General features: G+C 69.5%; 14 protein-coding genes and 1 tRNA gene. 7 read left to right on the forward strand and 8 right to left on the reverse strand.

The features are described from left to right. Positions 1-24: 24 nt before the first annotated feature. Both ACTIEF_RS06835 and ACTIEF_RS06840 read left to right on the forward strand, forming a co-directional pair. Positions 25-603: a response regulator gene (locus tag ACTIEF_RS06835; protein ID WP_439471365.1), complete on the forward strand. Its 579-nt coding sequence runs from the start codon at positions 25-27 to the stop codon at positions 601-603. Continuing rightward, positions 600-1,070, forward strand: coding sequence for a chemotaxis protein CheE (locus ACTIEF_RS06840; protein WP_439471366.1), 471 nt, complete (start codon positions 600-602; stop codon positions 1,068-1,070). The genes ACTIEF_RS06835 and ACTIEF_RS06840 overlap by 4 nt, the downstream gene beginning before the upstream one ends. A gap of 22 nt (positions 1,071-1,092) precedes the next feature. Here ACTIEF_RS06840 and ACTIEF_RS06845 read toward each other — a convergent pair whose 3' ends face one another. The 6 genes from ACTIEF_RS06845 to bla all read right to left on the reverse strand — a co-directional run bounded on the left by ACTIEF_RS06845 (position 1,093) and on the right by bla (position 6,659). Next, complete coding sequence (locus tag ACTIEF_RS06845; RefSeq protein WP_439471367.1) at positions 1,093-1,365, reverse strand: hypothetical protein; 273 nt, start codon at positions 1,363-1,365, stop codon at positions 1,093-1,095. A gap of 81 nt (positions 1,366-1,446) precedes the next feature. Further along, positions 1,447-3,336 carry an ABCB family ABC transporter ATP-binding protein/permease gene (locus ACTIEF_RS06850; protein ID WP_439471508.1) on the reverse strand — a complete coding sequence of 630 codons (1,890 nt, stop codon included), beginning with the start codon at positions 3,334-3,336 and terminating at the stop codon, positions 1,447-1,449. A gap of 44 nt (positions 3,337-3,380) precedes the next feature. Then, positions 3,381-4,583: an acyl-CoA dehydrogenase family protein gene (locus ACTIEF_RS06855; protein WP_439471368.1), complete on the reverse strand. Its 1,203-nt coding sequence runs from the start codon at positions 4,581-4,583 to the stop codon at positions 3,381-3,383. A gap of 80 nt (positions 4,584-4,663) precedes the next feature. Then, positions 4,664-4,969, reverse strand: coding sequence for an SCP2 sterol-binding domain-containing protein (locus tag ACTIEF_RS06860; protein WP_439471369.1), 306 nt, complete (start codon positions 4,967-4,969; stop codon positions 4,664-4,666). Positions 4,970-5,073: 104 nt separating this feature from the next. Continuing rightward, positions 5,074-5,637, reverse strand: coding sequence for a hypothetical protein (locus ACTIEF_RS06865; protein WP_439471370.1), 564 nt, complete (start codon positions 5,635-5,637; stop codon positions 5,074-5,076). 68 nt (positions 5,638-5,705) lie between these two features. Continuing rightward, positions 5,706-6,659, reverse strand: coding sequence for a subclass B3 metallo-beta-lactamase (bla, locus tag ACTIEF_RS06870; protein WP_439471371.1), 954 nt, complete (start codon positions 6,657-6,659; stop codon positions 5,706-5,708). A 106-nt stretch (positions 6,660-6,765) separates the two neighbouring features. Between bla and ACTIEF_RS06875 the strand changes: the two genes are divergently transcribed. Further along, a complete protein-coding gene (locus ACTIEF_RS06875) occupies positions 6,766-7,635 on the forward strand; it encodes a LysR substrate-binding domain-containing protein (protein WP_439471372.1) in 870 nt (289 codons plus the stop codon). Positions 7,636-7,751: 116 nt separating this feature from the next. Here the strand turns inward: ACTIEF_RS06875 and ACTIEF_RS06880 are convergent. After that, a tRNA-Ser gene (locus tag ACTIEF_RS06880) sits at positions 7,752-7,843 on the reverse strand. 118 nt (positions 7,844-7,961) lie between these two features. On the opposite strand from ACTIEF_RS06880, the gene ACTIEF_RS06885 reads away from it, so the two are divergent. Genes ACTIEF_RS06885 through ACTIEF_RS06900 form a run of 4 tightly spaced genes read left to right on the forward strand, consistent with a single transcriptional unit; the run spans position 7,962 to position 12,857 of the window. Then, complete coding sequence (locus tag ACTIEF_RS06885) at positions 7,962-9,527, forward strand: exopolysaccharide biosynthesis polyprenyl glycosylphosphotransferase (RefSeq protein ID WP_439471373.1); 1,566 nt, start codon at positions 7,962-7,964, stop codon at positions 9,525-9,527. Further along, positions 9,524-10,984: a lipopolysaccharide biosynthesis protein gene (locus ACTIEF_RS06890; protein WP_439471374.1), complete on the forward strand. Its 1,461-nt coding sequence runs from the start codon at positions 9,524-9,526 to the stop codon at positions 10,982-10,984. Before ACTIEF_RS06885 ends, ACTIEF_RS06890 begins: the two co-directional genes overlap by 4 nt. Then, positions 10,981-11,922, forward strand: a complete 942-nt coding sequence (locus tag ACTIEF_RS06895) for a glycosyltransferase family 2 protein (RefSeq protein ID WP_439471375.1) — start codon at positions 10,981-10,983, stop codon at positions 11,920-11,922. The genes ACTIEF_RS06890 and ACTIEF_RS06895 overlap by 4 nt, the downstream gene beginning before the upstream one ends. Next, complete coding sequence (locus tag ACTIEF_RS06900) at positions 11,922-12,857, forward strand: glycosyltransferase family 2 protein (RefSeq protein WP_439471376.1); 936 nt, start codon at positions 11,922-11,924, stop codon at positions 12,855-12,857. The genes ACTIEF_RS06895 and ACTIEF_RS06900 overlap by 1 nt, the downstream gene beginning before the upstream one ends. Here ACTIEF_RS06900 and ACTIEF_RS06905 read toward each other — a convergent pair. After that, the gene (locus tag ACTIEF_RS06905) at positions 12,854-13,555 is read right to left on the reverse strand and encodes a hfsB (RefSeq protein ID WP_439471377.1); all 702 of its coding nucleotides are present in this window, start codon (positions 13,553-13,555) and stop codon (positions 12,854-12,856) included. The two genes, ACTIEF_RS06900 and ACTIEF_RS06905, sit on opposite strands and share 4 nt — an antisense overlap. Positions 13,556-13,574 lie beyond the last annotated feature (19 nt).

A 13,574-nucleotide genomic window follows, 5' to 3' on the forward strand; every position in this document is an offset into this window, starting at 1 on the left:
CGCTCGGGATGGGGGAGCGTGACAATGAGCGGGCTGGAGGGTTTGCGCGACAGCGCGGTCATCAATCTCACCGGCGCCGTGACCATGGTCGTGGACGATTCGCCCTTCGGCCTGGACATCACCGCCAGCGCCCTGCTCGGCTTCGGCATCAAGACCCGCTACGCCTGCCACAGCGCCGCCGAGGCGATCGATATCCTCAAGGATCACCCGATCGACCTGCTGGTGGTCGATACCGAGATGCCCGAGATGGACGGCTATGAGCTGGTCCGTTGGCTACGCCGGTCGGGGCTGGATCCGAACGCCTTCGCGCCCGTCATCATGACCGCCACCCACGTGCGCCGGTCGCGCGTGACCGAGGCCCGGGACTGCGGCGCCAACTTCGTCATCACCAAGCCGTTCAGCGCCGCCAGCCTGCTGGAGCGGATCGTCTTCGTCGCCCGCGACACCCGCCCCTTCCTTGAAGTCGGCGACTATTTCGGCCCCGACCGCCGCTTCCGGGAAGGCAAGGCGCCGGGCGCGGAACGGCGGGCCGATGTCCTGCGCAAGATGAAGCACGCCGCCGACAAGGCCGCCGCGGCCACCGGCGCGGAGCAGGCCGGATGACCGTCATCACCCACGCCCGGCGCAAGTCGCGGCTGTCGAAGATCATCGATGAGGCGGGCGGCGTCAGCATTGGCGCGGCCCTGACCCAGGCGAAGGCTAATCTGGAGGCTTTGAAGCCCCGCAGCGCCGCCGAGGTCGCCGACCGCATCGCCGACCTGGCCGCCATCCAACCGCCCGCGAGCCCCGACCAGACGATGACGGCGCTGGGACAGGCCTATCGCGCCGCCAACGGCGTGATCGACGGCGCCGGCCCCTTCGGCATGGACGATATCCGCGCCGTGGCCATCGGCCTGTGCGACCTGATCGACGCCGCGACGCCAGAGCGTCCGTTCGACTGGCGCGTCCTGCCGGTCTACGCCCAGTCGCTGCAACTGCTGCTGGCCCTGCCCGACGACGCCGAGGGCCGCCTCAAGGTGCGCGAGAGCCTCGAGAAAATGGTCGACCGGAAGCTGGGCCAGCCAGGCTGACCCCGCCTCCGGTCTCCAGCGCTTATTCGTAGATCGTCAGATCGCCGCGACAAACCCCGGCCCGCTCCTGCAGCATATAAGCGCTGCCGGTCCCGACCATCTGATGCACGGCCGCCTGACCATGGAAGCAGGTCCCGGTCTCGTACCCGACCACGGTCGTGTAGGTGGCGTCGCTGAAGTACGTATAGTTATAGAACGGCACGTCCAGCATGGCGGCGCTGGGGCTGGCGATAGCCGAGACCGCCAGGGCGGCGGCGACCGCGGCAGCGGCCTTGATCGAAATGCGTCTCGTCATTTTACCCTCCAGGATTTGCAACCTTGGGGATTTTGATCAATCTCACCTCAACCTCAAGTCACGAGAAGTTGCAACGCGAGGTCAGGCCTCCAGCCCGGCCTTCACTCGCGCGCCGCGGGTCTGCTTGCGCCAGAGGGCCGCGTATTCCCCACCCTGACGCGCCACCAGCTCATGGTGGGCGCCGCGCTCCACGATGCGTCCGGCCTTGAGGACTAGGATCTGGTCGGCGTCAGCTATGGTCGAGAGGCGGTGGGCCACGACCAGGGTCGTGCGCCCGGTCCGGGCCTTGCGCAGGGTCTTCTGGATGGCGGCCTCGGTGCGGCTGTCCAGGGCGCTGGTGGCCTCGTCGAGGATCAGGATGCAGGGATCAGCCAGCAGGGCGCGGGCGATGCCGACGCGCTGGCGCTCGCCACCCGACAGCTTCAGCCCGCGCTCGCCCACGACGGTGTTCAGCCCGTCCGGCAGTTGGCCGATGAAATCCGCCAGCTCCGCCGCCTCGGCCGCCGCCCAGATCGCCGCATCATCCGCATCGGGACGGGCGAAGCCGATGTTGGCGCGCAGGGTGTCGTTGAACAGGGCCACATCCTGCGGGACCAGGGCAACCGCCGCGCGCAGGCTCTCCTGCGTCACCGCACGCACATCGACGCCGTCGATCAGCACCTGCCCTTCCTGCGGGTCGAGCAGGCGCAGGGCCAGTTTGACGATGGTCGACTTGCCCGAGCCGGACGGACCGACCAGGGCCGTCGTCGTGCCGGGGGCGGCGTGGAAGCTGACGTTCTCCAGCCCGTTTGCGCGGGCGTCGTGGCGGAATCCTACGCGCTCGAAGCTCAGGGCCGCGCCGTTCATGCCGGGGAGCCGGACCAGCGGCGTCGCATCGGCGGCGTCGGCCACTTGCGGCGCCTGACGGGTGACCTTCAGCATCTCCTCCATGTCGATGAAGGACTGGCGGATTTCGCGATAGGCGAAGCCCAGGATGTTCAGCGGCGCATAGAGGCTGATCATGATCAGGACGGCGGCGGTGACGTCGCCCGGCCCCATGCGCCCCGCGGCCGCCTCGAACCCGGCCATGACCGCCATGATGCCGAGGCCGACGTTCATGATCACCGCCTGGATGATGTTCAGCAGGGCCAGCGAGCTGTTCGCCTTGAGCGCGGCGCGGGTATAGTCGCCCAGCGCGGCGTCATAGCTGCGCGCGGCCCGCGCCTCGGCTCCGAAGGACTTGACCGTCTCATAGTTCAGCAGGGCGTCCACCGAGACCCCCGCCGCCTGGGTGTCCGCCGCGTTCATCAGGCGGCGATGCTCGATCCGCCAGTTGGACAGCGCGAAGGTCGAGATGGCGTAGATGGCCACCACCAGCACGGCGATGGCGCCGAAGCGCCAGTCATACTTGCCCGCCAGCACGCCCGCCGCCAGCACCAGTTCCACGCCGGTCGGCACAAGGTTGAAAGCGAGGATGCGCAGCAGGAAGTCCACCGCGCGTGAGCCGCGATCCATCGTCCGCGACAGGGAGCCTGAGCGCTTGGTCTGGTGGAAGTCCAGCGACAGGCTGAGCGCGTGGGCGAAGGTCTCGGTGGCTGCGGTGCGCTGCGCTGCCGAGCGGACGGGGGCGAACACCACGTCCGAGACGTTGGGCGCGATGGCCGAGAGCAGGCGCACGATGGCCCAGCCGACAGCGAAGGCGGCGAAGCCCCAGCCGACGGCCACCGCCGCGCCCTGCCCCGCCGCCAGATGATTGACCGCCGCGCCGAGCACCAGCGGCGCGATCACGCCCAACCCCTTGCCCGCAAGCGTCATGCCGATGGCCGCGACCAGGCGCAGTTTCAGCTGCGGCGCATTGGACCGGCCGACCAGCCGGAGCAGGTCGGCCAGGGCCTTGAGGGTCGGCGGCCCGTCGGTGGGAGGCGTCAGCCCGGCTTGCGCCGCCTTGGCTTCCGATCCCTGCCGTCGCCCGGCCCCGCGTTCACCTCTCATCGCCATGCCCGCCATATGGCCCGGTCCGGGGCCGGGCGGAAGGGTCAGCGTCCGCCGTGCTTGGCGTATTCCAGCTTGGCGATGGTGCGGTTGTGGACTTCATCCGGACCGTCAGCCAGACGCAGGGTGCGAACGCCCGCGTACAGCTCCGCCAGCGGGAAGTCGCCCGACACGCCCGCGCCGCCGAAGGCCTGGATGGCGTCGTCGATGATCTTCAGGGCCATGCGCGGCGCGGCGACCTTGATCTGGGCGATCTCGGACTTGGCGTTCTTGGCGCCGGCCTGATCGATCATCCACGCAGCCTTCAGCACCGACAGGCGGCACATTTCGATGTTGATGCGCGCCTCAGCGACGCGCTGCTCCCAGACCGAGTGCTCGGCGATCTTCTTCTTGAAGGCCGTGCGGCTCAGCAGGCGTTCGACCATCAGGTCCAGCGCGCGTTCGGCGGCGCCGATGGTGCGCATGCAGTGGTGGATACGGCCCGGCCCGAGGCGGCCTTGCGCGATCTCGAAGCCACGTCCCTCGCCCGCGATCAGGTTCTCGACCGGCACCCGGACGTTGTCGAGGACGACCTCGGCGTGGCCGATCGGGCGCTCGTCATAGCCGAACACCGACAGCATGCGCTCGACGCGGAAACCGGGCGTGTCGGTCGGGACGAGGATCTGCGACTGCTGCTGGTGGGTGGCCGCGCCGGTGTCGGTCTTGCCCATGACGATGGTGATGGCGACGTTCGGGTGCGCCATGTTGGTCGACCACCATTTGCGGCCGTTGATCACATAGTGGTCGCCGTCGCGCTCGATTCGGGTCTCGATATTGGTGGCGTCCGACGAGGCCACCGCCGGTTCGGTCATCAGGAAGGCCGAGCGGATGTCGCCGTTCATCAGCGGCTTGAGCCATTGCGCCTGCTGTTCGGCGTTGCCGTACATGTGCAGGACTTCCATGTTGCCGGTGTCCGGGGCGTTGCAGTTGAACACCTCGGCCGTCCACAGGTGGCGGCCCATGATCTCGGCCAGCGGAGCGTATTCGAGATTGGTCAGGCCCGCGCCGTGATCGCCCGGCAGGAACATGTTCCACAGGCCCGCTTCCTTGGCCTGGGCCTTCATCTCTTCCATGGCCTTGGGCTGGACCGTGTGGTCGGCCTTCACCTCGGCCCAGTATTCCGCCGAGCGGGGCAGCACCTTCTCGTCCATGAAGCGCTGCACGCGCTCCTGCCAGTGCAGTCCCTTGTCGCTGTGACGGAAATCCATGGTCGTCCTCCTCAGGTACGAAAACGGCGCGGCCCTCTTCCGGGACCGCGCCGCCAACAATCAGTCGTTCGTCTTCAAGATCAGCGCTTCAGCAGCGCCGGCAGCTTCTGGGCGATCATCATGTCGCCAGCGATCTTCAGCTTACCCTGCATGAAGGCCATCATGCCGTCGAGCTTGCCTTCCGAGAGGGCGATGAAATCGTCCCAGCTCATCGAGACAGTGGCGTCGGCGGGCTTGTCTTCGTTGGTGACGGTGTTCGGCGTCGAGGCGCCGTCGATGAAGATCTTGCCGGCGTCGCCCAGGTCGAGCTTCACGGTCTTGCCCAGACCGGAGTTGTCGCCAACGGCGCCGCGGATGTGTTCGGTGACTTGAGCCAGATCGACCATGTGGGTCTCTCCATAAGGGACGGTTGAGCTTCCGACCTAGACCTCCCCGACGCGGCTGCCAAGATCACGCCGGGTCAAGTTCCCGCCATCTGCTTGCAAAGATGTCAGTAGAAGGCGCTATCCCGGTCCAGATCGGCTCCGGTCATGGGCGCGCCAGCACGGCCCTGCGCCGCCTGTTCGGCCTGGATCCGGTCCAGCCTCGCCTGCCGCGCGCGACGCTCCGCCGCATAGTCGGGGCCGGGCGCATCAAAGCCGAACTGGCCGCCGGACCGGGTCACCTCGGCCTGGTCCTGAGTCGGGCGCGCGGCGGCGCCGTCGCTGCGCCAGGCGGTCGCCCGAGGCTCGGGCAAGGGCGGCAGGGGTTCGACCCAGGCGGTCTCATATCCCGCATCATAGACGTCCGCCGGTTCGGCCGGGGCGATGGCGACATGGGTATAGCCATCGACCAGATCGCCGACCTCCATGGCGCCGCCCGGCTCGACCGTCGGCTCGACCGGCGCGACCACTTCCACCGCCATCCGATCCGCGCCGACCGGGGTCGGCCCCGGCAGAGGCGTGCGCAGGGCCAGCAGACCCAGCCCCGCCACGGCGATCACCCCCACGGGCGCGATCACCATCCAGGGACGGAAGCCGGAGCGCGCGGGCGACGGAACAGGATCAAGGCTCATGGCGCGGCTCCGGGAACGGCTTCCGGGGAAAGACGCGAACCGGCTTTTGGTTCGCGCCACTCCGGTTATCAGTCACGGCCCTGCCGTTCACGCTCCAGCCGACGCTCGAACAGGACCTCGTACTTGTCCGCATAGGCGCGGCAGGCTGTCGGATCGATGAACGGGTTTGGCGTCACGCCTTGCCGCAGTTGGGCCATGTGGGTGTCGCCGCCGGACTGGCTGGGGTGGGCGGTCAGCAGGATGTCGCAGGGCATGGCGCGCAGGCTGGCGAAGGTGGCGCGGAAGCCGTCCACCAGCGCCCGGTTGGCCGGATCACTGAACCGATAACCGTCCGCCCCGATCGGGTTCAGGCTGGAGCCGAAGACCACATCCTTGCAGTCGCCGCCCTCGCAGGACCGCCAGCTCCAGCTCATGCTGCCCGGCGTATGGCCTGGGGTGGCGCGGGCGGTGATCGCCACGTCACCCAGTTGCAGCACCTCGCCGTCGCGCAGGGCGCGCACCCGTTCGACCGGCGGGAAGGCTTCCAGCGACGCCGCCTGCGGATCATCGGCGCCGCTGCGGCCCCGCCGCAGGACCGCCGCCGCCGCAGGACTGGCCACCACGGTCGCGCCGGTATCGCGGGCCAGGGCCGCCAGGCCGCCGGAGTGGTCGTAGTGGGGCTCGGTGCTGAGGATGTATTTGACGTCCTCGATGCGGAAGCCGAGGCGGCGGATGTTGTCCTCGATGGCCGGGACCGCCTGCGGCAAGGCCCCATCGACCAGAACCAGCCCCTCCGAGGTCGAGATCAACACCACGGTCAGACCGCCAAAGCCCACAAAGTAGGTATTGCCGTGAATGCGGGTCGGAACCTCCACCGCCAGCCACTGCTGCGCATATTCCGGCGCGATGGGCTGCAGCAGGGGATCATGCGCCGGATCGGGGCGGGCCTGGGCGGCGGGCGGCTGTTGCTGGGGTTCCGCCTGGGCGCAGCCCGCCGTCAGGGCCAGAAGGGCGGCGGAAAGAATGCCGGAAACGCGTCTCATCACTCACTCCTCGATGGGGGGGACGCGGCGGAGAATGCGGACGACGGCAACAACGCACAAAGCATCATATCTGGACAAAGCCATGAACTGACCTCATGCCTTGGTCATGGATCGCGCCCAGCTCCCCCTCAACGCCCTGCGCGCCTTCGAGGCCGCCGCCCGGCACCTGAACTTCACCCGCGCCGCCATCGAACTATGCGTCAGCCAGGGCGCGGTCAGCCATCAGGTGGCCCAGCTGGAGCGCCGTCTGGGCGTCACCCTGTTCCGCCGCCTGCCGCGCGGACTGGCCCTGACCGACGAGGGGCAGGCGCTGGTGCCGGTGCTGGCCGACGCCTTCGACCGCGTGGGCGCGACGCTGGATCGCTATGCAGGCGGACGGCTGCAGGAGGTGCTGACGGTCGGAGTGGTCGGCGCCTTCGCGGGCGGCTGGCTGCTGCCACGACTGGAGGCGTTCAACCGCGAGCATCCACACATCGACCTGCGCCTGATGACCAACAACAACCGGGTCGATCTGGCGGGCGAGGGTCTGGACTTCGCCATCCGCTACGGCGACGGGGCGTGGCACGGAGCCCATGCCGAGCCGATCCTTGAGGCCCCGCTGACGCCGCTGTGCGCCCCGGCGATGGCGGCGCGTCTGGGTGGTCCGGCGGCCCTGACCGGCGAGATGCTGCTACGCTCGTATCGCGCCGACGAATGGACCCGCTGGTTCGAGGCGGCGGGCGCACCCTGCCCGGCCCTGCGCGGACCAGTCTTCGACAGTTCGGTGCTGATGACCGCCGCGGCCGCGCAAGGGCTGGGCGTCGCTCTGGCCCCCGCCGCCATGTTCACCCGCGATCTGGCCGCCGAACGCCTGATGCGGCCATTCGACATCGAGGTGACGCTGGGCGGCTACTGGCTGACCCGATTGAACTCCCGCCCGGACAATGCCGCTATGACGGCGTTCAGGGACTGGCTGCGGCGAGAGGCGGCGGACTGAACGTCGAATTCGAGCCCGGCCGGAAGTTCCCCCCAGAGGCGCCCGAATCCGGCGTCTTCATTCCCGCGCGGCGGCCTAATGGCCCAGAGGCCGGATCGGCGATGTCGGGAGGGTTCTGGCGGAGACGGAGGGATTCGAACCCTCGGTACCCCTTACAGGGTACGACGATTTAGCAAACCGTTGCCTTCAGCCACTCGGCCACGTCTCCGGCAGGCGGCGTGCTTAGCCGAGCAATCGGAGCGGCGCAACGGGTGATCGCGTCTCGATGTTAACGGGACGGTCAGTCGGGTTGTGCATGATGCGCCAGAACACTTCTTCCGGGCCTGATGACCGACGCCGCCAACCGCCTTTCCAGCCCTGCCGTCCCGTCGCGCCGCGCGGCGGTCGCACGGGCGTCGGCGGCGCGTCCGGCGGAGGCCGCGGCCCCGGCGGCCAAGGGCGCGGCGCGGCGCGGGCCGTTCCGGCCCGAGGTCTGGCTGAACGCGCGCCAGCGGCACGCCTCGCGGCTCGCCGCCCACTATTTCCGCGCCTTTGACGTGCTGGCGGTCATCGCCCTGACCCTGATCTGCGCCCGCCTGGCCTCGCCCGACGATCTGATCCACATCGAGATTTCGCGCGCCGCGCCCTTCGTCCTGGGCGCCGTGACCGTACTGAGCCTGCTGCGCTCACTGGGTCGCTACCGATTCTCGCGGCGTCAGAAGACCTCGACCCATCTGCTGTCTGTCGCCGCCGTCTGCGCGCTAGGCGCCGTGGTGGCCTTTATCACCGGCGCCCTGCTGCGCCCGGGCGTCGCCGCCCAGTGGCAGGCCTGGAGCCTGTGGGCGAGCCTGACCCTCGCGGCGCTGGTGGGTCTGCATGCCGTCTGGTGCAGCCTTGTCGACCGCTGGCGCGCCTCGGGCGCCCTGACGCCGAACATCGTGCTGGTCGGCGCCACCCGCCACGCCGAGGCCCTGATCCGCGAGGCGCTGAAGCGGCGCGATCTGAATGTGCTCGGCATCTTCGACGACCGGCTGGCCCGCAGCCCCAAGACCGTCGAGGGCGTGCCGGTACTGGGCGCCGCCAATGACCTGCTGACCCACAAGATGACGCCCTATGTGGACCGCATCGTCCTGGCCATCGATCCCAAGGCTGAGGCCCGGGTGCGCGAGCTGACCTCGCGGCTCAGCACCCTGCCCAATGAGGTCACCCTGCTGGTCGAGCCGAACGGGGATCGCGAGATGGCGGCGGCGCTGGACCGTCTGGCCGCCGCGCCCCTGGCCGACATCCAGGGCGCCGTCGATCCGGATCGTCGCGCCTTCAACAAGCGGATGCAGGATCTGATCATTGGTCTGGTGGCCCTGATCGGCCTGGCCCCGGTCATGGCCCTGATCGCCGTCGCCATCCGTCTGGACAGCCCCGGCCCGGTCTTCTTCCGCCAGCGGCGCCATGGCTTCAATCAGGAAGAGATCGTCGTCTGGAAATTCCGCTCCATGCGTCAGGAGACCGCCGACGCCACCGCCAGCCGTCAGGTCACCCATGACGACGACCGCGTCACCAAGGTCGGAAAGTTCATTCGCAAGACCAGTCTGGATGAACTGCCGCAACTGCTGAACGTCATCACCGGCGAGATGTCGCTGGTCGGGCCGCGCCCCCACGCCATCGGTATGAAGACCGGTCACGTCGAAAGCGCCCGTCTGGTCGCTGAATACGCGCATCGCCATCGCATGAAGCCCGGCATGACCGGCTGGGCCGCCGTCAACGGCTCGCGCGGCCCGCTGCATACCGCGCAGGACGTCCGCCGCCGGGTCCAGCTCGACATCGACTACGTCGAGCGCCAGAGCCTGTGGATGGATCTGTGGATCATCGGCGTGACCATTCCTGTCCTGCTGGGCGACCGCGCGGCCATCCGGTGAGCCACAAGATGTTCTGGAAGGGCGTGTGGGGTTACCTCCCCGCCAATATCGTGCAGGGCGTGGTCGGCTTCCTGACCATCGTCCTGTTCACCCGCCTGCTCAGCCCCGAGGACTTCGGGCGTTACGCCCTGGCCTTCTCGGTCATGACCCTGGCCCATGTGGCGGTGTTCAGCTGGCTCGAGGCCTCCATGGCCCGGTTCTGGGCGGCGGAGAGCGGCGTCTCGCTGAAGGGCCATTTCGCCAGCCTGTACCGCACCGCCTTCGCGTTGAGCGCCGTCTTCCTGATCGTCATCGCCCTGGGGCTGTGGCTCTGGCCGATGGACCTGTTGTTCAAGACCGCGCTCGCCGTCGGTCTGGCCGGTGCGCCCGCCCGCTGCCTGCTGAAGCTGGGACAGGAGCGATTCCGCGCCGCCGGAGAGGTCGGCAAGGCCGCCGGGTTCGACATGGCCGTGTCCATCGGTGGACTGGTCATCGGCGTCGGCTTCGCGCTCGCGGGCGCGGGCGGCGCGGCGCCCCTGCTGGGCCTCGGCCTCGCCCCCCTACTGGCCCTGCCCTTCGTCCTGCCGGGCGAGCTGAAACAGGCGCGCGAGGGCCGGTTCGAGCCGGAGCGGATGCGGACCTATGCGATGTACGGCTACCCCATCGCCATGTCGCTGGCCCTGACGGTGGTGCTGTCGTCGACGGACCGCTTCCTGCTGGCCGCCTTCATGGATGAGGCCGCCGTCGGCGCCTATCACGCGGGCTATTCGATCGCGAACCGGACGCTGGACGTGCTGTTCCTGTGGCTGGGCTCGGCGGGTCAGCCCGCCCTGGTCATGGCGCTGGAACGCGGCGGCAAGGCGGAACTGGGGCGCGCGGCGCGCGAGCAATTGTCCACCTTCCTGCTGGTCGGCCTGCCCGCCGCCGCGGGCGTGGCCTTGGTCGCCGTTCCCCTGTCCGAGGTGCTGATCGGCGAAGACCTGCGCGTCGCCGCCGCCTCCATCACCCCGTGGATCGCCCTGTCGGCCCTGCTCTACGGCCTGACGGCCTACTATTTCGGTCAGGCCTTCACCCTCGGCCGCAAGACCAAGAACCTCCTGGCCGCCATGGCCATTCCGGCGGGTGCCAATGTGATCCTGAACCTGATCCTGGTGCCCCGCTACGGCGTCATGGGCGCCGCCTGGGCGACCGCCGCCAGCTTCGGCCTGGGCCTGCTGGCCACCATGGCGCTGGGCCGCCGGGTCCTGCCCCTGCCGGTGCCGTGGGAAAGCCTGATGCGCTGCGGCGTCGCCACCGCCATCATGGCCGTCGCCGTCTCGGTCGTGCCGCCGCTGGACGGGATCGTCGAACTGATCCTCGACGCGAGCGTGGGCGTGATCGTCTATGCTGCCGTCGCCCTGACCATCAACGCCGCCGGGGTCCGAGACGTGGCCCTGCGCCTGCTGGAGCGCCGCCGCGCCGGGAAGGCCGCCGCATGACCGCCCTCAAGGCAAAAGTCACCGACAACGCCGTCTGGAAAATCGCCAAGCCCGCCGTCTCGGTGCTGATCCCCTTCCTGCGCGACGATCCGTCGGACCTGCTGCAGTTGCTGGACGAGGAAGCCGCCTCGGTCGATGGCGCGGCGGAGATCATCGTGCTGGACGACGGCACCGGCGACGCCGACCTGACCGCCCGTCTGGTCAAGCAGGTGAAGGCCATGGCCCTGCCCGTGCGCCTGATCACCCTGCCCGCCAATGAGGGCCGCGCCATCGGTCGTAACCGGCTGGCCTCAGCCGCGCGCGGCGGCAGCCTGCTGTTCCTCGACAGCGACATGCGCCCGGACCATCGCCGCTTCCTGCGCGACTGGGCCGAACTCGTGGCCAAGGAAGACCCGGCCGTGGCCTTCGGCGGCTTCTCCCTGCTGCAGGCGCCGACCGACGCGAAGTATAAGGTCCACCGCTCCATGGCCGCCAAGTCCGAGTGCGTGCCCTATACCGTGCGGGCCGAACAGCCCGAGAAATACGTCTACACCTCCAACCTGCTGGTCCGCCGCGACGTGTTCGAGGCCGAGGCCTTCGACAGCGGCTTCACCGGCTGGGGCTGGGAGGATGTGGAGTGGGCGATGCGCGTCTCGCGCCGGTTCCGCGTCGTGCACCTCGACAACGCCGCCACCCACATGGGCCTCGATACCGTCGATGCCCTGGCCCGCAAATATGAGCAGTCGGCGCCGAACTTCGCCCGCATGGCCGAGCGCCATCCGGAGATCGTCGCCGCCTATCCCAGCTACAAGGCCGCGAAGCTGCTGAAGAAAATCCCCGGCCTGCCCGCCCTGCGCGGCCTGATGCGCAAGGCGGCGGGGGCCGAGGCCCTGCCGGTCGCCGCCCGCGCTTTCTCCCTGCGCCTGTATCGCGCGGCCCTGTATGCGGACGCGGTGTGATGGGCGACGTCGCCGTCATCATCCCGACCCTGAGACGGCCCGACAGCCTGACCCGCGCCCTGCGCTCGGTCTTCGCCCAGAGCGGCGTCACCGACCGGATCGCGGCGGTGATCGTGGTCGACAACGACCCCCTCGGCTCGGCAAGCTCAACCATTGACTCCCTGCGCCCGGAAAGCCCGTGGCCGCTGGTCTATGTGTCCGAACCCACCCCCGGCGTGGCCCGCGCCCGCAACGCCGGACTGGCCGCCACCGACGCGCCCCTGATCGCCTTCCTTGACGACGATGAAGCCGCCTCCACCGGCTGGCTGGCCGCCCTGCTGGCCGCGCAGGTCCAGACGGGCGCCGACGCCGTCTTCGGCCCGATCACCGGTCGCGCGCCGGAGGCCAGGGACTGGCTGAAGCCCTATCTGGAGCGTTTCTTCGGGCGGGAGGGCCCGGCCGAGACCGGCCTGCTGGATCAGCCTTGGGGCTGCGGCAACTCCCTGCTGGTGCGGGCCACCGCCCTGCCCGGCGACGCGCCGTTCAGCGCCTCGGCGGATCACACCGGCGGCGAGGACGACATGCTGTTCGCGGCGCTCGAGGCCCGGGGTGGTCGCTTCGGCTGGGCGGCGGAGGCCTGGGTCGAGGAGTTCGCCCCCGCCCACCGCGCCACGCTGGAGTACGCCCTGACCCGCGCCTTCGCATATGGCCAAGGCCCCAGCCAGACCGCCGCCGCCGCGCGGAATTGGCCAGGCGTGATCCGCTGGATGATCATCGGCGCCGGACAGGCCGCCGTCTTCGGCGCCGCCTCCCTGGCCCTGACTGCGATCGCCAGCCCGAAGCGCGCGCAGATGTACGACCGTACGGCGCGGGGCATCGGCAAACTGTTCTGGATGAAGGGCTTCGAGCCCCGGTTCTACGGCGCCGCCGAGGTCGCGCGGCTGAACCGCAGCTAGCCTGTCAGACGCCGCAGGAAACCGGGCGGGTTGTAGGTCGAGCGGTTAACCACCACGCCGGCGATCCGGCCGCCCACGGCCTCGATCTCGTCGCGCAAGATCACCGGATCGGTCGTCGAGGTGCTGCCCGCCGCCACCACCAGCACCGTCGCATCGACATAGGGCGCCAGGGTGATGGCTGTGTCGCTGCGGTCGGCGGCGGGAGAATCGATCACCACCGTATCGGCGTGAGCGCGCAGGGCGTCCCAGTAGCGGGCGTCGCCCAGGGCCTCGGCGCGCTGGCCCGAGCGCAGATGCTCGCCCGCGAACCGCGTGCCCCACAGCCGTCCGCCCAGGAAGGGCCGCGCCGTGATCAGGCGGGCCGGATGCACCGGCTTGCCGTCGCGGTCGGTGACGCGCGGCGTGATGGCGAAGAACAGCGAACCGTCGGGCGTGGCCATCGCGGCCTTGCCGGGACGACCGAAGCGATCCGGCTCGGCGGCCATGGCCTCGACCTGCCCCTGCTGGGCCAGATCAGCGTCGACCAGCCAGACCGGACGGCGGGCGCGGACAGCGGCCAGACGGGCGTACTCACGAGCGACGGTGGAGACGCCCTCGCCCGAGTTGGCGGCGGCGATCTGCACCACGCGCCCACGATGAGCCGGCGCCGGTCCCAGCGCCGCCCACAGGGCCGCCATTTCGGACGTCAGATCGACCATCGAATCGTTACACGCCTGT

The sequence above is a fragment of the Brevundimonas sp. genome, from assembly GCF_051858995.1.
Classification (GTDB): domain Bacteria; phylum Pseudomonadota; class Alphaproteobacteria; order Caulobacterales; family Caulobacteraceae; genus Brevundimonas.

Bases quoted from the DNA above. Each gene is read 5' to 3' on its own strand.
- ACTIEF_RS06835 (WP_439471365.1), top strand. From the start codon at position 25: ATGAGCGGGCTGGAGGGTTTGCGCGACAGCGCGGTCATCAATCTCACC.
- ACTIEF_RS06840 (WP_439471366.1), top strand. From the start codon at position 600: ATGACCGTCATCACCCACGCCCGGCGCAAGTCGCGGCTGTCGAAGATC.
- ACTIEF_RS06845 (WP_439471367.1), bottom strand. From the start codon at position 1,365: ATGACGAGACGCATTTCGATCAAGGCCGCTGCCGCGGTCGCCGCCGCC.
- ACTIEF_RS06850 (WP_439471508.1), bottom strand. From the start codon at position 3,336: ATGAGAGGTGAACGCGGGGCCGGGCGACGGCAGGGATCGGAAGCCAAG.
- ACTIEF_RS06855 (WP_439471368.1), bottom strand. From the start codon at position 4,583: ATGGATTTCCGTCACAGCGACAAGGGACTGCACTGGCAGGAGCGCGTG.
- ACTIEF_RS06860 (WP_439471369.1), bottom strand. From the start codon at position 4,969: ATGGTCGATCTGGCTCAAGTCACCGAACACATCCGCGGCGCCGTTGGC.
- ACTIEF_RS06865 (WP_439471370.1), bottom strand. From the start codon at position 5,637: ATGAGCCTTGATCCTGTTCCGTCGCCCGCGCGCTCCGGCTTCCGTCCC.
- bla (WP_439471371.1), bottom strand. From the start codon at position 6,659: ATGAGACGCGTTTCCGGCATTCTTTCCGCCGCCCTTCTGGCCCTGACG.
- ACTIEF_RS06875 (WP_439471372.1), top strand. From the start codon at position 6,766: ATGGATCGCGCCCAGCTCCCCCTCAACGCCCTGCGCGCCTTCGAGGCC.
- ACTIEF_RS06885 (WP_439471373.1), top strand. From the start codon at position 7,962: ATGACCGACGCCGCCAACCGCCTTTCCAGCCCTGCCGTCCCGTCGCGC.
- ACTIEF_RS06895 (WP_439471375.1), top strand. From the start codon at position 10,981: ATGACCGCCCTCAAGGCAAAAGTCACCGACAACGCCGTCTGGAAAATC.
- ACTIEF_RS06900 (WP_439471376.1), top strand. From the start codon at position 11,922: ATGGGCGACGTCGCCGTCATCATCCCGACCCTGAGACGGCCCGACAGC.
- ACTIEF_RS06905 (WP_439471377.1), bottom strand. From the start codon at position 13,555: ATGGTCGATCTGACGTCCGAAATGGCGGCCCTGTGGGCGGCGCTGGGA.